This window comes from Clostridium sp. CM038, from assembly GCF_055081105.1.
On sequence record NZ_CM143651.1, the window covers coordinates 345,631 to 367,372 of the forward strand.

The 21,742-nt window shown below is 29.6% G+C and carries 22 protein-coding genes and 1 other RNA gene; 22 read left to right on the forward strand and 1 reads right to left on the reverse strand.

Going from position 1 to position 21,742, the window contains the following annotated elements:
- Positions 1-457: 457 nt before the first annotated feature.
- The 8 genes from rnr (at position 458) to ACWJKS_RS01570 (ending at position 9,914) form a co-directional block, all read left to right on the forward strand.
- Positions 458-2,644 carry a ribonuclease R gene (gene rnr / locus ACWJKS_RS01535; protein WP_462958816.1) on the forward strand — a complete coding sequence of 729 codons (2,187 nt, stop codon included), beginning with the start codon at positions 458-460 and terminating at the stop codon, positions 2,642-2,644.
- Between the two features lie 178 nt (positions 2,645-2,822).
- Positions 2,823-3,323 (forward strand): SsrA-binding protein SmpB, encoded by a 501-nt coding sequence (smpB, locus tag ACWJKS_RS01540; protein WP_216302283.1) that lies wholly within the window; start codon positions 2,823-2,825, stop codon positions 3,321-3,323.
- Positions 3,324-3,548: 225 nt separating this feature from the next.
- Positions 3,549-3,902, forward strand: a transfer-messenger RNA (tmRNA) gene (gene ssrA / locus ACWJKS_RS01545).
- Between the two features lie 185 nt (positions 3,903-4,087).
- Complete coding sequence (locus tag ACWJKS_RS01550) at positions 4,088-5,356, forward strand: hypothetical protein (protein WP_462960280.1); 1,269 nt, start codon at positions 4,088-4,090, stop codon at positions 5,354-5,356.
- A gap of 216 nt (positions 5,357-5,572) precedes the next feature.
- Positions 5,573-6,211 (forward strand): hypothetical protein, encoded by a 639-nt coding sequence (locus ACWJKS_RS01555; protein ID WP_462960281.1) that lies wholly within the window; start codon positions 5,573-5,575, stop codon positions 6,209-6,211.
- 5 nt (positions 6,212-6,216) lie between these two features.
- Complete coding sequence (locus ACWJKS_RS01560; RefSeq protein WP_462960282.1) at positions 6,217-6,606, forward strand: hypothetical protein; 390 nt, start codon at positions 6,217-6,219, stop codon at positions 6,604-6,606.
- Positions 6,607-6,736: 130 nt separating this feature from the next.
- Complete coding sequence (locus ACWJKS_RS01565) at positions 6,737-8,212, forward strand: GmrSD restriction endonuclease domain-containing protein (RefSeq protein ID WP_462960283.1); 1,476 nt, start codon at positions 6,737-6,739, stop codon at positions 8,210-8,212.
- 184 nt (positions 8,213-8,396) lie between these two features.
- Complete coding sequence (locus ACWJKS_RS01570) at positions 8,397-9,914, forward strand: Eco57I restriction-modification methylase domain-containing protein (RefSeq protein ID WP_462960284.1); 1,518 nt, start codon at positions 8,397-8,399, stop codon at positions 9,912-9,914.
- Positions 9,915-9,956: 42 nt separating this feature from the next.
- Here the strand turns inward: ACWJKS_RS01570 and ACWJKS_RS01575 are convergent, their stop codons facing one another.
- Entirely contained in the window at positions 9,957-10,961 is a 1,005-nt protein-coding gene (locus ACWJKS_RS01575) for a BsuBI/PstI family type II restriction endonuclease (RefSeq protein ID WP_462960285.1), read from the reverse strand.
- A gap of 247 nt (positions 10,962-11,208) precedes the next feature.
- Here ACWJKS_RS01575 and ACWJKS_RS01580 point away from each other — a divergent pair, with 247 nt between their 5' ends.
- From ACWJKS_RS01580 to ACWJKS_RS01645, 14 genes are all read left to right on the forward strand, one after another.
- Positions 11,209-12,360 (forward strand): hypothetical protein, encoded by a 1,152-nt coding sequence (locus ACWJKS_RS01580; RefSeq protein WP_462960286.1) that lies wholly within the window; start codon positions 11,209-11,211, stop codon positions 12,358-12,360.
- 135 nt (positions 12,361-12,495) lie between these two features.
- Complete coding sequence (locus ACWJKS_RS01585) at positions 12,496-12,855, forward strand: hypothetical protein (RefSeq protein ID WP_462960287.1); 360 nt, start codon at positions 12,496-12,498, stop codon at positions 12,853-12,855.
- Between the two features lie 129 nt (positions 12,856-12,984).
- Positions 12,985-13,278 carry a hypothetical protein gene (locus ACWJKS_RS01590; RefSeq protein WP_462960288.1) on the forward strand — a complete coding sequence of 98 codons (294 nt, stop codon included), beginning with the start codon at positions 12,985-12,987 and terminating at the stop codon, positions 13,276-13,278.
- 175 nt (positions 13,279-13,453) lie between these two features.
- Entirely contained in the window at positions 13,454-13,822 is a 369-nt protein-coding gene (locus tag ACWJKS_RS01595; RefSeq protein WP_462961032.1) for a JAB domain-containing protein, read from the forward strand.
- A gap of 18 nt (positions 13,823-13,840) precedes the next feature.
- Positions 13,841-14,149, forward strand: a complete 309-nt coding sequence (locus ACWJKS_RS01600; RefSeq protein WP_462960289.1) for a DUF960 domain-containing protein — start codon at positions 13,841-13,843, stop codon at positions 14,147-14,149.
- A 15-nt stretch (positions 14,150-14,164) separates the two neighbouring features.
- The gene (locus tag ACWJKS_RS01605; RefSeq protein WP_462960290.1) at positions 14,165-14,521 is read left to right on the forward strand and encodes a hypothetical protein; all 357 of its coding nucleotides are present in this window, start codon (positions 14,165-14,167) and stop codon (positions 14,519-14,521) included.
- A gap of 166 nt (positions 14,522-14,687) precedes the next feature.
- Positions 14,688-15,137: a TM2 domain-containing protein gene (locus tag ACWJKS_RS01610; RefSeq protein ID WP_462960291.1), complete on the forward strand. Its 450-nt coding sequence runs from the start codon at positions 14,688-14,690 to the stop codon at positions 15,135-15,137.
- 299 nt (positions 15,138-15,436) lie between these two features.
- Positions 15,437-16,396 carry a transposase gene (locus tag ACWJKS_RS01615; protein WP_462960292.1) on the forward strand — a complete coding sequence of 320 codons (960 nt, stop codon included), beginning with the start codon at positions 15,437-15,439 and terminating at the stop codon, positions 16,394-16,396.
- Positions 16,397-16,646: 250 nt separating this feature from the next.
- The gene (locus ACWJKS_RS01620) at positions 16,647-16,997 is read left to right on the forward strand and encodes a hypothetical protein (RefSeq protein ID WP_462960293.1); all 351 of its coding nucleotides are present in this window, start codon (positions 16,647-16,649) and stop codon (positions 16,995-16,997) included.
- Between the two features lie 83 nt (positions 16,998-17,080).
- Positions 17,081-18,685, forward strand: coding sequence for a DUF927 domain-containing protein (locus tag ACWJKS_RS01625; protein ID WP_462960294.1), 1,605 nt, complete (start codon positions 17,081-17,083; stop codon positions 18,683-18,685).
- 188 nt (positions 18,686-18,873) lie between these two features.
- Positions 18,874-19,197, forward strand: coding sequence for a hypothetical protein (locus tag ACWJKS_RS01630; protein WP_462960295.1), 324 nt, complete (start codon positions 18,874-18,876; stop codon positions 19,195-19,197).
- Positions 19,198-19,400: 203 nt separating this feature from the next.
- Positions 19,401-19,808, forward strand: coding sequence for a hypothetical protein (locus ACWJKS_RS01635; protein WP_462960296.1), 408 nt, complete (start codon positions 19,401-19,403; stop codon positions 19,806-19,808).
- A gap of 88 nt (positions 19,809-19,896) precedes the next feature.
- Positions 19,897-20,067 carry a hypothetical protein gene (locus ACWJKS_RS01640; RefSeq protein ID WP_462960297.1) on the forward strand — a complete coding sequence of 57 codons (171 nt, stop codon included), beginning with the start codon at positions 19,897-19,899 and terminating at the stop codon, positions 20,065-20,067.
- 1 nt (position 20,068) lies between these two features.
- The gene (locus ACWJKS_RS01645) at positions 20,069-21,640 is read left to right on the forward strand and encodes a recombinase family protein (RefSeq protein WP_462960298.1); all 1,572 of its coding nucleotides are present in this window, start codon (positions 20,069-20,071) and stop codon (positions 21,638-21,640) included.
- Positions 21,641-21,742: the final 102 nt, after the last annotated feature.

A 21,742-nucleotide genomic window follows, 5' to 3' on the forward strand; every position in this document is an offset into this window, starting at 1 on the left:
AAAATAAGTGAAATGTCTTTATTTTAAAATATTATTAGAATTAAATTTGTAAAAAACGCTTGCAAACATTAGTTAAATTTAATATAATTAAGTAGTAAAGTTAAATAGAGAAATAAATAGCCCCCTTTTTATTTGTTTAAAGCAGCCCAACCCCAAGGGCTGTTTTATTTTGTATAAAAAAGTCGATTTTTGTGAAGAATTCTTGATATAACATATTTCGATAAAATGCTCACATTAAATAGCATTATTTAATGTGAGCATTTTTTATTTGATAATAGGGAAGTATATAAGCACATAGTATATACTAGATGTATTTTTTGGATTATAATAAAAGCGAGTAAATATAGAAACACATGAATAATTTAACACAACATTTAGTGAGAAACTAAAGCAATACTAAATATTTTTTAAAATTTGAAAAATATATCAATATGAAAATTAGATAGGAGGAAATCTTATGGAGATAAAAGAAAATTTAATAAATTTTATGACAGAGCAGGCATATAAGCCTATGAATATAGCAGAACTTTCTAGAGTATTCGATATTAAAAAAAAGGATATGAAAGGGTTTTCTAATTTATTAGCTGAAATGGAAACAAATGGGGATGTGGTTAGAACACATGCTGAATATTATGGTATTCCAGAGAAGATGGGTCTTGTAATTGGTAAATTCCAAGGTCATCAAAGAGGCTTTGGATTCGTAATAGCAGAAGTAGAAAGACCAGATGTATTTATTCCTGCGGATAATTTAAATGGAGCAATGAATGGTGATAAAGTTCTTGCAAAAGTTTTAAAGGAAGAAAATAGCGGGAAAAAATGTGAAGGTGAAATTGTAAGAGTAATAGAAAGGTCTAATAAAACAATAATAGGAACTTATGAGGACAGTAGTAATTTTGGGTTTGTAGTAGCTGATGACAAGAGGATTGCTCAGGATATATTTGTTCCTAAATCAGAAAGAAATGGTGCAAAAACAGGGCAAATAGTAATAGCTGAAATAACTCAGTGGCCAGGACAAAAAAGAAATCCCGAGGGGAGAATTATAGAAATTCTCGGAAGCAAAGGTGACGCGGGCATCGATATATTAACTATAATTAAAAAACATAAGCTACCAGAGGAGTTCCCACAAAATGTTGAAGCATATGCCGATAATATAGCCGAAGTGATTCCACAAGAAGAATATACGCGCAGAACAGATTTAAGGGATTTACGTATGGTAACCATAGATGGCGAGGATGCTAAAGATTTAGATGATGCTGTGTCTATTGAAATTTTAGATAATGGAAACTATCGTTTAGGAGTTCATATAGCAGATGTTTCTCACTATGTAAAAGATAAAAATCCTTTGGACAAAGAGGCTTTTAAAAGAGCAACTTCAGTATACTTAATTGATAGGGTTATACCAATGCTTCCTAAAAAATTATCTAATGGGGTTTGCAGTTTAAATCCTAAAGTAGATAGACTAGCTCTTAGTTGTATTATGGAAATGGATAAAGAGGGTAAATGTGTAGATCATGAAATAATGGAAAGTGTTATAAAAACTAATGAGAGAATGACTTATACAGATGTTACTAAAATACTAAGGGATAAAGACGCCGAAACTATTAAAAAATATGATTATTTATATGAAGATTTTAAACATATGGAAGAGTTATGTGGAATTCTTAATAAGAAGAGAATGAATAGGGGCGCTATAGATTTTGATTTCGCTGAGTGTAAAATAATATTAAATGAATTAGGAAAACCTGTAGACATTGTACCTTATGAGAGAGCTATTGCAAATAGATTAGTTGAGGAATTTATGTTAACGGCTAATGAAACTGTAGCTGAGCATATGTTCTGGCTAAATGTGCCATTTGTATATAGAATTCATGAGGATCCAGATGAGGAAAAATTAATGCGATTTAGTGAATTTGCTCATAATTTAGGATATTCTATGAAGTGGGGAAAGGATATACATCCTAGAATGCTTCAGGAAGTAATAGGAAAAGTAAAAGGCCAAAAAGAAGAGATGGTACTAAGCACTTTATTATTACGTTCTATGATGAAAGCAAAATATTCTCCAGAATGTGTTGGGCATTTTGGGTTAGCAGCCAAGTATTATTGTCATTTTACATCACCAATTAGAAGATATCCTGACTTAATGATCCATAGGATAATTAAAGAAGTTATAAATGGAGGATTAAGTCAAGCGAGAACAGATAGATTAGGTAGAGAAGTAGAGATAGCGTCAAAACAATCATCAGATATGGAAAGAGTAGCTATGGAAGCTGAGAGAGAAGTAGATGACTTAAAGAAAGCTGAGTATATGAGTGAGCGAATTGGTCAAGAATATGATGGTATTATATCCTCAGTAACTAATTTCGGATTGTTTGTTGAACTTCCTAATACTGTAGAAGGGTTAGTTCATATGACTAGCTTGGATGATGATTATTATGTCTTCGATGAAAGACATTTAACCCTTATTGGTGAGCGAACTAAGAAAATGTATAAACTAGGAGAAGAAGTAAGAATTGTAGTTAGTAAAGTTGATTTAACTTCACATGAAGTTTATTTTGATATAATTGAAGCTGATGAAGAGAAAGAAGAAGACCAAGAAGTTGAATACTCTGTTAGTGATTTAAATGAGCTTATAAAGGAAGAGTAGTCAAAAAAAGAAGACTATAATATAGAATAATTTTAAAATACACAGAAGAGGTTAATAGCTTCTTCTGTGTATTATATTTAAAAGATATATTGTAAAAATAATCCATGCATTTCTTGAAAAAGAATACATAGTATAGTATAATAATATGTATTATACATAATATATATAATGTGTTCTTATGTATATTAATAAGAATAAAGCAGGTGAAATTGTGGCAAAGAAATCGGAAAACAAAACACTAGCAGAAAACAGGAAAGCAAGACATGATTATTTTATAGAAGAAGCAATGGAAGCTGGTATAGCGCTTGTTGGTACAGAAGTAAAGTCTATTAGATCTGGAAAAGCGAACTTAAAAGATGCTTATGCAGATGTTATAAATGGTGAAGTATTTATAAAAAATATGCATGTTAGTCATTACGAAAATGGGAATCAATTTAACACTGATCCTTTAAGAGTAAGAAAATTATTGCTTCATAAAGAGCAAATAAATAAACTAGCATCATTTACGGCTCAAAAGGGTTTTACACTAGTTCCATTATCCCTATATCTTAAGGATACTAAGGTAAAAGTTAATCTTGGTATTGTTCGCGGTAAGAAAGACTATGATAAGAGAGATGCGATGCTAGAAAAAGATGCTAAGAGAGACATGGATAGGCAGATAAAAGAGAGAATGAGATAACTAGCAATAATGCACATACATTCCATGATATTAGCACTTGATAAAGGATATAATATAGTGTATCATTAGGTTTATAGTAAGTAACAAGAAATTAGATTAGCAGTTGATATCTAATTAATTTATGGGTCATAAAAATTTAATAATTTAAATTTGCGTAATTACATGCAATAATAGTTATATATTATTGTAGTACAAAAGATTTTAGTTTAATCTTTTGACATATTAGGGGGCGTACTTGGTTTCGACGGGGGTACGTTGCATCGAGGAAGCGAGCCGAGGGAACCTATGGACCCGCGTTAAAAAACTATTGGAACAATTTAAACGCAAACGATAATTTAGCACTAGCAGCTTAGTTCTGCTACGTCTTACCTTTGAATACCGCGACTTAGGATAGGGCGCCGACAGCGGTGAACCGAGCTTGGGAAAGCTTTGACCCAGGAACGGAAAATATGAAGCTACCGGAACCTAAACCCCGTCAGTAGGGGTTAGGAGACGGGAATTTTAAAGTACTGACTACGCTCGTAGATGCCTAGGTGTTATGGCTTTCGGACAGGGGTTCGACACCCCTCGCCTCCACCAGTGAAACCCTCGACTAATTAATTTTAGTTGAGGGTTTTCTTATGCGTTGATTTAGGTGGGTCAGAGTGATGAAGGGTGAAAAGCAATAGAAGTATGAGGTAAAGGATATCATGAGGAAAGTTCAAACGATTACTAATACAGTCTATTAATATATCAAATAATAATATAAATGGGGGGTTAGATAATTGTTAAATCCTTTTGATTTTATTCTTGAAAGAAATAAATTATTAAATCGTTTTGAAGGTATTGGTTTTAAAATAATTACTGAAATAATGAATAGCTTTAAAAATCTCGAAAATAGAATATTATTTGCACAAGTACTGCAAGAAATAAATGTTAAAATAAAAGTTGTGGATGCAATATTTGTTGATGTTTTGGTGGGGAATGATATTAAAAAAGATTATCAACTAATGCTAGAGGATAAATTTATTGATTACCTTTATAAAAGGATGAGTTTCATATTGTATGTTAATTATGATTTTACAAAGTGTTATGATGATTTATATTTTGAAAAGACATTTAATTTTGTAAAAGAATTATGGGACTCTATGCCTGAGGAAACGGCAGTAAAAGGAGCAGGTAAAGGTTTTAAAACATTATTTGATGAATTCCATAATCAGGTATTACTAAAATACCCTAGTATTTTTATAAAGAAATTAAGTGATATCAATTTTATGTATCGTAGTAGGTCCTGGAGTGTTAATGATGGTTATGAATTAATGATACCGGATGAAAACTATGCTAAAGATAATCGTTGGAATCGTGATGGCATAGCCTATTTGTATTTGGCTTGTGGAGATACAAATGAAATGTATGGAGATACAATAAATATGATTCAGAAAACATGTTTTGAGGAGATAAGACTACGGGATAGACAAGAAGCTGTTATATGCAGTTTTATGCCAATAAAGAAGGATGCTAAAATAATTGATTTATGTAATGATGGAACGGATTTATCAAAGTTGACACGAGAAATTGAGGTTCTACCAATGAAATTGGCACAAACTATTTTAGATGAGATTAATTCAAATGATCAATTAACTAACAAAATAAAAACAATAGCTATAAAGAACACTAAGGATGAATTTAATAAGAAATTAAAACCATATTTAAATAAGATTATAAAGGACAAATCAATAAATAAGAAAATTGAAAAAACTGTAATTAATGGGATAGCTTCATTGTTTTTAGGTGTAATAGATGAATCTATTTTTAAACCCGTAGATATAGAAGATGATCCAGAGTTAAAAGCGTATATTCCATTCAGGGTATTAAGTCAATACTTGATAGGTAAAGGGTATGACGGGATTATTTATAGAAGCACTAGAATGAGTAAGGCAGGGTTAAAAGGTAAGAATCTAGTTCTATTTAATAAGAACCATGCTACATATATAGATGGTACAATGAAAAAATATAAGTGCGATAATAATAAGTACATTGAAATTAAAATTTAATAACGGAAAAAATACATATCTAGTAGGTAATAATAAAGATGGAGAATCTTCATATGATGGAGGTTCTTCTTCTTTTTATTTTATCTAAAACAAAATTAAAAAATACTTGACAATGGCAATGGAGTATATTGATATTAAAATAATAAGTGGTGTTAACATTATAAATGGTATTAAAATAATGTTCAGCATCGAAGTAATACTATATTGGAGGCTTATGTGAAGAAGCAAATTGCTACAAATTTTTCAGTTGCATGTATCAAAGCAATTAATCACTTAACAAAGAATATTGGATTATCCAGAAACGCGTATATTGAGACAACTGCAATTTTGGAATGTTTTAAGGAAAACAGGTATGATTTTACGGAGGAGGAGCTAGATGAATTATGGGATGACTTGCCAAGCAAAAGTAATTGTAAAATTTCCACGGAATTTTTGCAACTACATAAAAAGTTACCTAAGGATGTAAAGCAGGAAGCTATTAAATTTTTCTATAACATTAACTTAATAAGTAACATTAGATTTTCTACACTAAAACAAGCGAATGTTTATATATCAATGCCGAACAAAAATGAAAAATTTCTATTTTACTATGGAATTATCGATATGAAGGATTATGATATTCAAGATTATATTGAAAAGCTTGGAATTTCTATCGAGACTTATGGTAAAGAAGATGGTAATAGTAATGAATACATATATTTAGGGAAAATGCAGCAGTATAAGCACCTGACAAAAGTGTCGCAATTATTTTCTGAAATATGTAAGGAATTAAAGATTCAAAATTGCGAGTGCATAAAAGTTCACTATTTAAGTTTACAGAAAATCGTATATATATTGAAAAGATGTAGGGGGTAATATTAATGATGAGAAATTATTTAGATGTTATACAGGAAGGTCTATACAATCAATATAGTTCACGCATCAAGAGGTATATTGACAAACAACTACAATATTTGGGGGAAATAAAGCAAAGAGGATTTAGCTATTGGTATAACTTGCATATTTACAAGGATATCAATGATGAAACAGATAGTGATAATTTAGTTTGTTACATTTTATTTGAAGGTAATAATATTATAGAATTAAAAAGATATAGAGGCAATGAACAAATTAAGTATGCTGGACATTTTGATGAACTTGGTATTCAACCAAGAAGATATGATTTAAATTTATATGAAGATTTAATGGATTTTGAAGAATTAATTAGTGCAATAGCTAATATATTAGGTCTAATTAAACAATATTTTTAATCATTAACCATATGACTTAATGAAATGATATAAAAATATATTTGACTTACTGAATAAGTCATGGTATATTGACTTATAAGTTCAATGGAAATATAAAACATGACTTAATAGTAAGTCAAAGGGGAGAAAAATGATAGGTTTAGAGTTAATTGCTAGATTAAAAAAAATAGAGTTTAAGGAGGTAGCAAATTATTTAGATGTATCACCACAATCTGTTAGTGATTGGATAAAAGGCAAGAGAAAAGTTCCAGAAAAAAGAGCCGAACAATTAAGTCGGATATTTGATGTAAGTAAAGAGTTGATTGGAAAAACATTAACAGAAGATGAAAAATTAAAATTGCATTATGAGATTAGCAATATTTATGAAGGCATAGATAATAATGAACTAAAAGAATATGGGGGGGCTAATAACATGGAACAATTAAAATTAGAGTTGTGGGGAGAGAATGAAAAAGAAAATACTCCATTTACAACAAGTGATTTAGAAATAAAGGTTAAAGATGAAAGAAGAAAGATAAAAATAAAAGAAGCAGATATTATGATATCGCAATTAATGGAAATGTATCAAAAAAGAAAAGCAATAAATATTCATCCAGAGTTTCAAAGAGTATTCAGATGGCTACCAAAACAAAAATCAAGATTTATAGAATCTATCATATTGGGTATACCAATACCACCTATTTTTGTGGCGGAAGATAGTGATTTAAATTGGGACGTAATAGATGGAGTTCAAAGACTTTCTACAATATTTGAATTTGTAGGTATACTAAAAGATGAAAAGGATAAATTAGTTGAACCAACAATTTTAGTAGAAACAAAGATTTTAAAAGAATTAGATGGAAAGGTATGGGATAATGCTTTTCATAAGCATAAGTTTTCTTTTGAACAAAGTAAGTACTTAAATAATGCTTTTTTAAATTCAACATTGAAGATCATAAAAGTAGATGAAGAAAGTGATGCTACGGTAAAATATGATACATTTGACAGATTAAATACTGGTGGAAGTAGGTTAACTGACCAAGAAATTAGAAATTGTTTAGCTATAATGCTAAATAGGTATTTTTATACTTGGCTTAGAAAGTTATCATATAATCCGGATTTTATAATATGCATGCCATTAACAGAAAAGGCAATAAAAGAGCAGGATGATTTAGAGTATGTCTTAAGATTTATGGCTTATAGAAATGTTGATTTTAATAGTATATTATCAACTGATGATATTGGAGATGTTTTAACAGATAAGATGAGGGAGTTTTGTACAGATGATATTTTAAATTATAATAAAGAAAAGCAAGTGTTCGATAAAACATTTGAGTTATTATCAAATTCATTGGGAGAGGATGTATTTAGAAAATTCCATGGTGATGGTAAGTTTAAAGGAGCTGTTAGTGTATCAAACTTTGAAATTATTGCAATAGGGGTGGCTAATAATCTTGATAGAATATTATTAATGGAAGATCCAATAGAGTATTTGAAAAATAAAATAAAAGCGTTATATACAGATCCAGAATATAAAAAATTACAAAAAGAAAAGATAGCTAGTCAACGAGCTGTAACTAGATTTTGTAAATTAACCAAATTTGGAACCGAGTATTTTGAAATATAGATAAGAAAATATATACATTATAACTTTTATTTTTTATAAAACATAACTGTATTTTAAAAAATAAATCGTGTTTTTACAAAGGATTATAGCACTTGGCTTATATTCTGTTTATAAAATAATAGCAGTTAGATATAACGAAATAAGACAAGAAATAGTTGAAATAGAAAAAATATGAGGTGATTATTTGCTAACAAATGAGAATGAGCTACATGCACTTATACAAAATATATGGATGCGAAGAAACCATGAAGAAAGAGATACAATGCTGAAAGAAAAATATGAACAATACTACACATCTGCATCTATAGCAAATTATATGGCATCTTTTTTTAAAAATACAAAGAAAAAGAACATCAAAATGCTTGATCCTGGTACAGGATGTGGGAGTTTGACGATAGCATTTGTTTTGGCGGTCTTTAATTGGAAAGTTAAGCCTAAAAACATTCATATAACTCTGTATGAAATTGATAATACCGTAAAATCTAAGCTAGATGCAGTAATGCAAGAACTAGTAAAAGTATCTAGCGAAAAAAATATAAATTTATCATGGGAAGTTAGATTCTGTGACTTTATTGAAGAGGGAGTAATGAGGATTAAAAATGAAAATTGTGAGGTTTTTGATTACATAATACTTAATCCTCCTTATAGTAAGCTAGCTACTGATTCTGATAAAAATAGGTTGCTATTAGATATAGGAATTGATTCTTCAAATTTCTATGCAGCATTTGTTGCATTAGCAAAAAGATTTTTAATTCATAAGGGTGAATTGGTAGCAATTACACCAAGGAGTTTCTGTAACGGAGTATATTTCAATAAATATAGAGCAGATATAAAAGCTGATCTAAGATTTGAAAATATACATCTCTTTGATTCAAGAACATCACCATTTAGAAAAGATGAAGTACTACAAGAAACGATTATTTACCATTGCATAAAGGATAAATGGGATGATAATAAAAATGTTAGGATTATTAATAGTACTGATGATACGTTTACTGATTTAACATCTAGAAAGATGAGCTTAAATGATCTTATTTACCCAACAGATTGGAATAATACAATAAGAATTGTGAAAAGTGATGAGGATAAACAAATTTCAGATAAGATAGAATCGCTTCCATGTACTCTTTATGAGTTGAAAATTGAAATTTCAACAGGACCAATCGTTGATTTTAGGCAAACTAAAGGATTGTTGAGCAAAGAGGTTATTGATGGTTCAGTACCATTCTTATGTTCAACTCATATTAAAGATGGCCTCATTAGGTGGCCTTTAACTGGAGCAAAATATAATAGTATAATACCTGATGTAGATAACATAAAGATATTAAGGCCAACAGGAAATTACGTGCTTGTAAAGAGAATGTCATCAAAAGAAGAAAAGCGAAGAATTGTATGTGCTGTAGTTCAAGGGGACAGGTATGATACAGATCTTATAGCTTTTGATAATAAAACAAATTACTTTCATAAAAATAAAAAAGGTATTGATTTAGAGTTGGCTATTGGGATAGGTATTTATTTAAACTCAACTATTGTAGATATGTACTTCAGGATTTTTAGTGGACACACGCAAGTTAATGCTACGGATCTAAGGGGTATAAAGTTTCCTGATGAAAGGACACTTAAGAAACTTGGTGAATATGGTATAGGAGTGTTATTAACACAAGAGAATATTGATAATTTAGTTGAAAAAGTTATATTTTAAAAACAATAAGAATCAGGCCTAATTGGCTTGATTCTTATTGTTTTACTCCACTTTAAAATGTTTATCAGGGGTCTCTTTAATCCATATATAGGAATTAAGGGCGACATTATTTTCTTTTTGTTGTCTTGAAGAACATCTTTTCCAATCTAAATATGTTGTTGTCGCACCACCAAATAATTTGTTCGAATTTTTGCATATTCTCAAAAGACCCTGCATTTTATGCACATCAACTTCACCATCTGAAGTTACAGCTTCAATGAACCAAAGAGAGTTATCATCTGGATTGTATAGAATTACATCTGGCCAAACATCATCAAGGTTTCCAAAATTAATTTGGTATTTTTTTAAAAGAGCTATTTCCTCATTTGTAATTCTATTACCATCCTCTGCATCAACAAAAACTGGAATGTACCCTGGAAGAAAATGCTTGCCGTAAATGAGAATTGAATTATATATTAGTCCTTTATGTGAACTAGATCCCTGTTCAACCTTATTGATTTTGGCTAATTCTAGATGAACTAGTAGACGAGTATTAATGGAGTCAGTAGATATCCAGTTTTTTAGTAAGTTTTCAAAATCAAGATTTCCTGAACTCAGTAGGAGCACAACAAAGGTTTTACTTAATCGATAACTTGAGTTAGGGGATTTTGCCTTAATATGTCCAGCTAAGAAATCACCATCTGATAAGGTGATTTCTTCTATAACACCAATTTCACGTAATGGTTTTATCCAATAATCCCTACCCTCTCTGTCAAGGCGTTTCCCACCGCGCAATAGTATGCCTATATAACCACCAATATGGGCGACTGACGCACCATCAGATATCGAGTATTTTTCAGCATTTGAAAAAAGTGATGGTAATTCATTATTTAATAAACACCATATGGTATCTCTGATATCAGAGGTGAATTTACCTATTTGATTTAATAAATTAGTTACATCATCAATAGAAACACCTTGATAAGTTTCAGAGAGTCTATATCCAGAATTGTAAAGTCTTTCAAAGTAGTCATCTACTTTTTCACGTTTTTGTTTGAATAATTGCATGCTTGCCTCCTTGAACAGAATTAAATTAGATATAATAATTTAAACTATATCACAAGCAGATTCTATTGGGTAGAGCCAAGATAGCAAACTATAACTACTAGCATAGTTTGTAACCAATTAAAGGGGCAGTCTGAAGTTACAATATAGAATATAATTACACGCCAAAAGGATATTTAAATAAATGATGTATACAATAAGGAATATACCTTTGGTAGTGGTAAAAGTTAATTAAAAGGAAGCTGATTATATGATGATAGTAATTGAAAGAGAGAAAGTATATGAAGAGGTTTGGACTATAAGAATGAAGGATTTAGCAAAATCATATGGTATTTCAGAAGTTAGCCTAAGAAAATATTGCAGAAAATTAAATGTTCCATTTCCTCAAAGTGGTTATTGGATTAAAGTCACAAATGGGAGTAATCCTAAAAGAATTGATCTTCCACAGTTTGATGGAGAAAACAAAATATTTACACAAAGATATAAATATAATAAAACAGAGGCCTATACCAAAGAGAGTAGGTTAAAGCATATGAGTGAAGAGGAGAAAAAGAAGGTCTTAGAATTTTGTAATAAAATAAAAATACCAAAAAGCTTGTATAAACCTCATGAGCTGATTAAGGAAGCCAAAATTTATAATGATAAAAGGGATATGATAAGGGATGGTAGAGCTAATAACATAAATATGAAGGTGTCTAATGAACTAAAAAATAGAGCCTTTAAATTAATGGACAGTATATTTAAGAATGCAGAGAAACTAGGGTTTAAGATTAAGAGTAAGGGTAAAGATACTAGAATATGTATAGGTAATGAAGAAGTTAAAATAGGATTAAAAGAAAAATTAATTAGAGTTGAACATGTAAAGACTGATGATGACTCCTATTGGAATCCAGGATATGATTACAAGTATTCTGAAGAATTACTATTGTTTATTGATGATTATGACGCTCCGAGAAAGAATTGGAGAGAGCTAAATAATATTAAGCTAGAAGAAATGGTGGGTGACTTTATTATTGCTGCTATTGATACTGCGGAAATTCTTAGAGCTAAACATGATGCAGCAAAAATGGAAGCTGAAATAAAAAAGAAGGTAGAGATTGAAAAGACGAAGTTTAAGAAGAAATATGATAATGAAATCAGAAAGGTAGAGGAACTTAGTGTTTGTGCCGAAAATTATATGATATCAGCTAGAATAGATAAGTATATGAGTGCTTTAGAAAAAGAATTAACTAATATCATTGATGAAGAGAAAATAAATAAAATTTCTAAATATATAGAGTGGGGAAGAGAAAAATCAGCATGGATAAATCCTATTATTCAAAGTGACGATAAAGTGCTTGGAAAGAAATACAATGATAAATTATTTGATATTGATTTCCAAGATGATGAAGACTACTTTTAGCTATATAAAATCACAACGAGCTTAAGATGGAGTAAAAGCTGTCTTAGGCTATTTCTTTATACGTGTAACAATCCTAAATTTAAATATATATTATTACCTTGAATAACAAAAATAGAATTCAAGGAGGAAATAATTATGATAAAGTTGGCTCACAAAATAGAAGTAGAAACCCTAAAAAATCTACCTGTAGAAGTAATAGAAAAAACATTGGAGATATCAACTATTTTGGATGAAAATTACGGAAAAGATAGAAATGTAAAAATGGACTTAGGTGGGTATATTTTGATAATAGAAAATAAAGAAGATGTAGACACTATAACAAAACTAATAGACTTTGACTATACATTGCCAGAGTATGTAGAACGAATAGTATGTAAGGACTATGATGAAATTTTTACTAACGCTTTGTGTCTCTTGAGTAATGATTTTAGTGTAAGTTTAATTATACCTTTAAGTCTTACACCGAAAAAGTTGTTAATTTATTTGGAGGGTTAATTAAGAATGAAAATAAGAAATCTAATAAAACTAAGAAAATTTATAAATCATATAATAGATTAAAAGCCTTAATTGCCAATATAACGGTGATTAAGGCTTTTATTATTGCAAAGAACATAGGAGGTTATTATGGCAAAAAAAATAATAAAGGAGACTAAATACTGTCAAATATTAAATCAAGGGAAATTAACTGATAAGGAATATACGTATTGTATTGAAAAAATATTTATTAAAGCTATAAAGAGAGATGAAATTAGATTCACTCTTTACAAAGATACCGTAATGTCAGCCGAAAGATACATACCACGTTCATTAGATGTAACAGAAGAACAATTACTACAATTAATTAAAGAAGCAATAGGAGGAGCAGTATTTTCAAAGGAATTTATAAAAAGTTTAGGGGAAATATTGATATCTAAATAAATAATTGAAAGAAGGTAGGAGTATGTCAAAGAGTACATATTGTGTTGATAAAATAGATGAGAGCAAAAATGAAATGAGAGTAGCAGAAAATAATAAGACTCCTGCTAAAAGGATAAATATAGTATCTATAAAAATGGTTAGGGAGGCATCTATCCTATATAATATACAAAAAATAATGAGCCCATCAGATGCAGTAAAACTTGGTAAGAAATTTCTTGAAGACTCTGATCGTGAACAACTGTTGCTATGTTGTCTAGACACCAAAAATCAGCCAGTTGCATTGAATATAGTTTCAATGGTAAATATTGACAGCTCGATTGTTCATCCACGTGAAGTATTCAAGGCAGCTATTCTAAGCAATGCAGCTTCAATAATACTATTTCACAATCATCCATCAGGAGATCCGACCCCGTCTAATGAGGATATTAGTATAACAAAACGTTTAAAGGAATGTGGAAAGATAATGGGTATAGAACTAATTGACCATATTATAATTGGATATGATGGTAAATACTGTAGCCTTAAGGAAAAAGGAATATTGTAGAGTAAGGGTGTGTAAAAGATGTTTGATAAAAAAAACAGGTACATGACCAAAGGAATTCAACAGGAAATTACTTTAGAGTTACAACTAATTATGTGGGGATTAGTAGATGCGCTAAACACTAATAGTGATATAGAAACTGATTATTTGCAAGTATTTAAGTTAAGGAAATCTGGTAATGAAATTATAATAGAGCATACTCAAGAATCACCTGAATATAAAGCATTATATTCATTTAAATTAGGATATTTAGAGCTAGTGGGGGTGAAAAAAGTATATGTACTAGATAGTGGAGAATATTCAACAATATTACTACCTGAAGATTACTAAGGAGGAATTTTATATATGAAACCATTAAGAAAAGAGAAGTATTTTGAATATAATAGCAAAGATCTTTTAGGAGTAATGAGGTTTGATTTCTATGATGGTAGATTAGCTAATCAGTGGAATCCAAGAGAATTGATAGTTGAATTAAATGATAAAAAAGTGATAGACCTAAGTAAATTACAACAAGAACTAAACTACATTCAGTTCCAATTATTAAATAACTATGAAAAAGTGCTAGAACTATGTGATGGTACAGGCTATGATAATGAAATTCTTTTATATATTTACTTTGAGTTTGGTAAGTATGTGATTAAGTTAATACCAGTTAGAGACAATTATTCATATATCTATACATACTTGAAGGGGGTGAGGTAGATTAATCTAATAAATATATTAAAGGTGGGTTTAATATTATTACTATTTTGATAAATAGTGAATTTAAAAAATGAGGTAATAGCAATGGTGTGTAAAGTAGATATTATAAAACGTAAACAATATGCTAAAAGTATTTGGAAATGGGAAAAAACAGGAGGAGAAAGAAATGTATTGTAGAGAATGTGGAGAAAAAATAACTAATGAAAAGGCAGTAATTTGTGTTAAATGTGGAACTAGCAAAGCAAAAGGGGATAACTATTGTCCTGACTGTGGCGTAGAAGTGAAAAATAAAGGTGCTGAAGTATGTTTACGTTGCGGTATAAGGCTAAAAGGGACAACGAATACCTTCGCTAATAGTATTAATAGTATTGGAAATAGTACAAATAACAATAATAAGATGGTAGCTGGATTAATAGCATTATTTTTAGGGGGTATGGGATTGCATAGATTTTACTTAGGATATAAGGAAATAGGATTTATACAATTGGGTATATTTGCTGTAGGGTTGTTGATATTTCAACCAATGCTAGCTGTATGTTCTATATGGGCATTAGTAGATGTAGTTTTAATATTTACAGGTAAATTGAATAATGCTAATGGGACACAACTAGTATAAAAATTAATTATATTAAATAATGCAAAATCCATTAATAATATGAAGGCTGGTAGTTAACTTAGATGGGAATTAGGTAAAATGGATATTACATTGTTATTAAATTGATTAGGTAAAGGAGGACATATAAATGAATATAGTTGTAAATGTAATTAAGATTTTAGGGACGGTACTTACAGTGATAGCAGCAGGAATTAAAGATATTAAGTAGAATATAAAAATAAGTCTTAAATGATAAAAGACTTATTTTTTTTGTGGAAAAGGTTATAATTAATTATAGTTCAATTAAAGGGGAAAAGTTAATGATAAGTAAATATGCATATAAAGAAAAAGAGATGGTCGTCGAGGAGTATTTTAACGGGTTAAGTATAAATGAATTAGCTAAAAAATATGAAGTCTCTAATGCGACTATATATAGATGGATAAAAAAACACAATAGTGAACATTCAAAAAGAGAAACAAGAATAGACCGGTATATTCCAGAAGACATACAAAAAAATATAACTAATGACCTGAAAAAAAACGCTATTACATATGGATTCAATATATCAAAATGGACAGAATATATGGTAATAAAGTATGTTTATAAAAAATATGAAATAAAACTAACAAGGTATGATGCTCAAATATACATGAAGAATAGTTCTGAATACAAAAAAGCTAATGATATATGTAAAAAAGAATTAGAGCAATTAAAAGAAAAAGGATTAGCATTTATTCATTATGTACCAATAGGAACAATTTTAAGTTCTAATATAATGGAGATGGAGAATGAAGAAAAATTTAATGCATATCTAATAGTTTGCATAGTTAGTGAAAAATTATATCTAGACTTTATATACACAAGAATTGACATCATAAAGTCAAAGAAGAAGAGTAGGTCTCTAAGAGCAAAAAACAAAATCTTAAATACAAGAGCAGAAAGACTTTTAATAAGAGATGATAAAAGACGATTTAGAAGGGATGTCAAAAAGCTTATTCCTAAAGGAACAATATTTGTAGTGGAAGAGGATGGAGATGTTTATATAGTTGATGCAGTCAATAAAGAATATATGGATGAAAAAGAGGACAAATTCTATTTAGTAGAGAAAAAGGAACACATGAAAACACTTAATACTAAAATTAATAAATTTTTATTACAGTATTGTAATGATATAAATACTGAGAAAAATTGGATAACTAATAAGAAAAAGCTAGAACGTATGGTAAAGGATTCATTAGAAAAGGCTTATAAGAATAGTGTTATTTTTATTAATAAATAACACTATCCTTATAAGTTTTTTTATATTAAATGATTTCCTATAGTATAAAGTAGTATAAAGAAGTATAAAGAAGAAGCGTAAATTTGAAAACTTTTCTCAGTAAGCCATCTATGAGACAAATAAATCATCGACATTTTTTTGCGGAATACAGGACTTGGTTGATTGTTCAATACAGAAAATGTAGAGTATTATAGATTTTGTCGGGTAGAGATTAAGCTACTCAAAACAAAAATAAAGGAGGTTTTATAAAATGTTTATGAATCAACAAGAAAAAATTGGGGTAGGTACTTGCGAGGTAGAGATTGGTAGTTCAAATTTTATTAGATGTCAGAGTGGTGCAGAAGCATTGAGGTTAGGGATGAGCACTCAGTATGGCATGACTGGAAGTTTTCTTATATTTATGAATAATGATTCCTTGATTAATAAGTTGCTAGACTGTGTATATGAGGGTAAAGTACCAAAACGAGAGGAGATAGATATACAATATTTTGTAAGCAGTATGTTAACTATAACAATAAAAGAGAATAATGGATATTTAAATATTGTAGATATTACTCCTTTTGATTATGAAAGTTATGAGAAACGTTCGAGTATACAATAAATGTCTAGGAGTTTAGAATTAGTTAGAGTACCTCAAAACGGGGGGTACTTCATTAATTAACAAATAAGGGGATGGAGGATAATATGAATAAATATAAGTGTGATGGAGATGGAGTTTATTTAGTGGGTAGTGGTAAAAAGATATCTAATTATATTGATATAAAGGAAATTATTACAAATATAGAGGATTCAACTTGTAAAGCAATTTTAAGATATAAATCATTTGAGGGAATCAAAGAAGTAACAGTCAATAGAGAAAACTATTTAAATAAAAGAAATCTAATATCGCTTCAAAAGTATGGTGTTGATGTTACAAATTCTAACTCCAGTCAGTTAGAGGAGTATCTTAGGGAATGTGAAAATAATGCACTGTTGAAAAAAGTACATTCAAAATTAGGCTTTTCAAAAGACGGCGATAAAGAAATATATAATTTGTATAATTCGATTGGGATTGACTCAGAGTATGTAGGTAGTTACGAACTTAAACCGAAAGGTAGTAGATATGAATATGTAGAAATGTTGAAAAATGAAGTTATTGGAAAGTGTGAATTAGAATTTGCAATTACAAGTGGGTTATCAGCGATACCTCTGGCATATGTAGGGGAGGAGTTAGGATTAGATACTATGATAATTCATTTAGTAGGTAATTCAACTACTGGTAAATCTACAGCACTAAAGTTAGCAATGTCTATGTTCGGATATCCAGATGTAAAGAAGGAGGGATTATATGGTACCTATAACGGTACTAATAATGCACTACTAAAGAAGTTAACATGGCTAAAAGGTGTCCCATATGCTATAGATGAGATATCAATGTCAAATACGACAAATTTCACAAAATTCATATATGCATTAGCTAACGGAGCGGAAAAAGATCGTCTAAATAAAGATTGTAACATAAAAGAAAGAGCAACATGGTTAACTACGATATTATCAAATGGAGAGAAATCATTAATTGGTTCAGCTAGTAAGAACGCTGGCATCCAGATTCGAGTAATGGAAGCGAGTAACTTTGTCTGGACTAAAGATGCAGAAAATTCTGAAACTATAAATAATGCTATATTAAAAAATTATGGTCACCTAGGAATTGAGTTTGCAAGTTATGTTATGAATATAGGTAAAACTAAATTAGTGCAACAATTTAAAGTTATTAAAGATGACCTATATGTGGTTATGGATAAAAATCTTATTCTTGATAATATGTCTATGAGAATATGCAATAAATATGCAATCTTATTACAAACCGCATACCTATTCCAGGATATGATGGACATTAAGTTAGATATAGAAGGTATAACTAACATGATACTAAAAATTGAGGGAGAATCTTTAAGAAATAGAAATTTTCAAAATTCAGCAATAGACTACATCAAGCAATACGTTTCTAAGTATAAGAATAAGTTTGAAGATGGAAGCAAAATATATGGAGATATATTGGGTAAGATTATACGAAAGCAAGATTGCATAGAGTTGCAAATGAACAAAATATCCTTTAATGACATGATAATATCTGGTGGGTTTGAAGAAAAAAATATAGTGCTCAAGGAACTAAAGGATGCTGGAAAATTAAGTTGTGAAAAAGGTAGATTAACTAGAAGTAGAAAAAATTCATCAGGATATAAGGAAGAAGTATATGTAGTTATAATAGATGGGTATGAATTATTGGGGGAAAACCCCGTTTCCCCATGAATAAAATAGCATGTATAGAAAAACTATTACAATAAATTAATCTGAATATAGCAAAAAATAAATATATATTTAATAAATAACGGGGAAACGGGATTTTATTATAATCTTATAGACAGTTAACTGATAGAAATAAATAAAAAATATTTTAATATAAAATGAAAATAATAAAGTTAAAAGGAGAAATACAAATGGACAAAAAATATTTAATAGGGATTATTATAATGATGGATAAGGTCGAGGCAACACTTGAAATAGCAAGTGCAATGATGAAATGTTTAGAAAAACATTATGAGATTGGTTGTTTGATAGCTAATGAAGGGGTTGCCATTGAGATCCAGTGTTTAATTAAAGGTATTGAAATTGATGGTGACAGTGAAGGTGATGACGATATATCAAAAAATTTACAAACTCAGGCAGGAAAAATACTTAATGAAATAGGCATAAAACCTAAACATATTGGTAGTATTATTCATAATTACACTACATGCTCGGCACTAATCTATAGATGTTGATGGTATGAAGCTACGCAAATAAGAGATGAATATTATGCAGTTTGAATTATAATATTCAAATAATATAAACCTATAATATAACGTAAGAGGAGTAGGAGCTTGTTATAAGAGTTTATTAAAGTCCAATGAAAATTAATTTTCTTATGGAAAGAAAATTTATGATCCGCTATTAGACTAAATAAGTAATTAATGGAGGAATGACAATGCCTAAGCCAATGATAGCTATTAATAAAGGGAGATATAATGAATTATATAAAAGAATGGCATCAACAGAATTACAGGAATATGTGGAGCTCTTAATTCCTGTAAATCCATTTTACATTTGGTTAGAAGAGAATATAAATACTATAAGTTATAAACTTCTAAAGGGATTTATCAGTAATATTGTTCCTCTTGGTGATGAAGGGAGAAACTATTTTGAAAGAATTGTTGAGAAAAAATCCGGATTTGTAACTGAATATAAGGGTCTATATGATAGATTAGAAAAAATGTATATTGAAGGAACTATAAAAATATCATCATATTTAGAATTACAAGTTCTAGGCTATAATGGAGAACTTCTAGGTGAAAGATATCCAGTTAATGATATAATCAAATACTTCAAAGGATAGTAGAAGTATGACCTATAGATGTATTTGAATAATATGTAAATATATATTATAGATATATAATAAAAGAATAATCGGAGGTGAAGTATAGGTGGAGACAATTAATTCTAAAATAAGCAGATATAAATTATATAAAAGGATGTATGAACCATGTGAGATAATTACAACAGAAATAGTTTGTGAAGATAGTAATGTTACCTTTTATGACGAAGCAGCAAAATTACTTACACTGATGTACTTGACTCAAAGAGGGGAGTGTTAGTATGGCTGTTATTTTGGCGGCACTATATGCAAGATATTCTTCAGATAACCAAAGGGACGAGTCAATAGATGCTCAAATAAGAGCTGGAGAAGAATATGCTGCACGTAATAATATGAAAATAGTTAAACAATATGTAGATAAGGCTAAATCAGCAACAACGGATAAAAGGCCAGCATTCCAAGAAATGATTAAAGAGAGTTCCTTAGATATATTTGATACTGTAATAGTCCATAAGTTGGATAGATTCTCTAGAGATAAATATGACTCAGTAGTATATAAGAGAAAATTAAAGTCTAATGGTGTAAGACTAGTTAGTATTGTGGAAAATTTGGATGGAAGTCCAGAATCCATAATCTTAGAATCTGTAATTGAGGGAATGGCTCAATATTATTCAGCTAATCTTGCAAGAGAGGTCATGAAAGGAATGAAAGAGACGGCTTACCAAGCACGCCATACCGGTGGTCAACCTCCATTAGGATATGATGTAAATGAGGAAAAAAAGTATATTATAAATGATGTAGGAGCAGAGATAGTAAGAAAAATATTTGATATGTATATCAATGGATATAGTTATGCTAATATTATAGACAATTTAAATGAAAGAGGCTATAAAACAAGATTAGGTAACAATTTTGGTAAGAATAGTATCTATAGTATTTTAGATAATGAGAAATATTCTGGTGTATATATATTTAATAAGAGCTCAAAGAAGGATGCTTTTGGGAAGAGGAACAGCCATTTAGTTAAAGACGATAGTGAGGTAATAAGGGTTGATGGTGGAATGCCTGCTATTATTTCTAAAGAGACATTTCAAAAGGCTAAGGAAATGATGGTAGCAAGAAAAAGAGCTCCTGGTGCTAATAAAGCAAAAGAAATATATTTGTTGTCAGGTCTGATTTTCTGTGGTGAGTGCGGTTCAGCAATGCAAGGGAACAGGAGGAAGCCAGTAAATAAGCCTATGTATATTTCATATAGATGTGGTAGTAGATTGCAAAAAAGAGATTGTGATAACAAGGAAATACGTAAGGAATATATTGATGAATTTGTATTATCAGAATTAGAGAGAAATATATTAAATGATAAAGCTATACCAATATTAGTTAAGCAAATTAATAAGCATATACAGGAACAATCAAAAAATGAAAAATCATCATCAGAAATAATAGTAAAAGAGCTTGAAGGAATTGATAAGCAGATTAGTAATATAGTAAATGCAATTACCCAAGGATTTGCCTATGATGAATTTAAAGAAAAGATGGGTGGGTTAAAGGAGAGGAAAATCAAACTGGAAGTTACTCTAAAAGAGCAGGAAAGTAGAAGTCAAGCTCCTAAGATAACAGAAGAGCAAGTAAAGGGCTTGTTTTTAATGTTCAGAGGGTTTGTAAAAGAACGAAATATGCCAGAGTGCAAGAAGTTCATTCAGAATTATGTTGATAAGGTAGTTGTTTTTAAAGACCACGTTGAAGTAACATTCAATGTGGTCTTTACTATTTTAAAGGATTATAATGCCTACAAAATTAAATCATCAGTAAAGAAGACTACTCTCTTTAATAGATATAAAAATATTGCATAGTAAATATATACAGGGCTTATTAAATAGTGACAATAAGCCCTGTATATATGTTAAAGTTGTTATCATGTGAATACAAAGGAACAATCATGTTTAAGGCTGTTT

Coding starts and splice junctions, on each gene's coding strand:
- rnr (WP_462958816.1), top strand. CDS start 458: ATGGAGATAAAAGAAAATTTAATAAATTTTATGACAGAGCAGGCATAT.
- smpB (WP_216302283.1), top strand. CDS start 2,823: ATGTATATTAATAAGAATAAAGCAGGTGAAATTGTGGCAAAGAAATCG.
- ACWJKS_RS01560 (WP_462960282.1), top strand. CDS start 6,217: ATGATGAGAAATTATTTAGATGTTATACAGGAAGGTCTATACAATCAA.
- ACWJKS_RS01565 (WP_462960283.1), top strand. CDS start 6,737: ATGATAGGTTTAGAGTTAATTGCTAGATTAAAAAAAATAGAGTTTAAG.
- ACWJKS_RS01575 (WP_462960285.1), bottom strand. CDS start 10,961: ATGCAATTATTCAAACAAAAACGTGAAAAAGTAGATGACTACTTTGAA.
- ACWJKS_RS01580 (WP_462960286.1), top strand. CDS start 11,209: ATGATGATAGTAATTGAAAGAGAGAAAGTATATGAAGAGGTTTGGACT.
- ACWJKS_RS01585 (WP_462960287.1), top strand. CDS start 12,496: ATGATAAAGTTGGCTCACAAAATAGAAGTAGAAACCCTAAAAAATCTA.
- ACWJKS_RS01590 (WP_462960288.1), top strand. CDS start 12,985: ATGGCAAAAAAAATAATAAAGGAGACTAAATACTGTCAAATATTAAAT.
- ACWJKS_RS01595 (WP_462961032.1), top strand. CDS start 13,454: ATGAGCCCATCAGATGCAGTAAAACTTGGTAAGAAATTTCTTGAAGAC.
- ACWJKS_RS01600 (WP_462960289.1), top strand. CDS start 13,841: ATGTTTGATAAAAAAAACAGGTACATGACCAAAGGAATTCAACAGGAA.
- ACWJKS_RS01605 (WP_462960290.1), top strand. CDS start 14,165: ATGAAACCATTAAGAAAAGAGAAGTATTTTGAATATAATAGCAAAGAT.
- ACWJKS_RS01610 (WP_462960291.1), top strand. CDS start 14,688: ATGTATTGTAGAGAATGTGGAGAAAAAATAACTAATGAAAAGGCAGTA.
- ACWJKS_RS01615 (WP_462960292.1), top strand. CDS start 15,437: ATGATAAGTAAATATGCATATAAAGAAAAAGAGATGGTCGTCGAGGAG.
- ACWJKS_RS01620 (WP_462960293.1), top strand. CDS start 16,647: ATGTTTATGAATCAACAAGAAAAAATTGGGGTAGGTACTTGCGAGGTA.
- ACWJKS_RS01625 (WP_462960294.1), top strand. CDS start 17,081: ATGAATAAATATAAGTGTGATGGAGATGGAGTTTATTTAGTGGGTAGT.
- ACWJKS_RS01630 (WP_462960295.1), top strand. CDS start 18,874: ATGGACAAAAAATATTTAATAGGGATTATTATAATGATGGATAAGGTC.
- ACWJKS_RS01635 (WP_462960296.1), top strand. CDS start 19,401: ATGCCTAAGCCAATGATAGCTATTAATAAAGGGAGATATAATGAATTA.
- ACWJKS_RS01645 (WP_462960298.1), top strand. CDS start 20,069: ATGGCTGTTATTTTGGCGGCACTATATGCAAGATATTCTTCAGATAAC.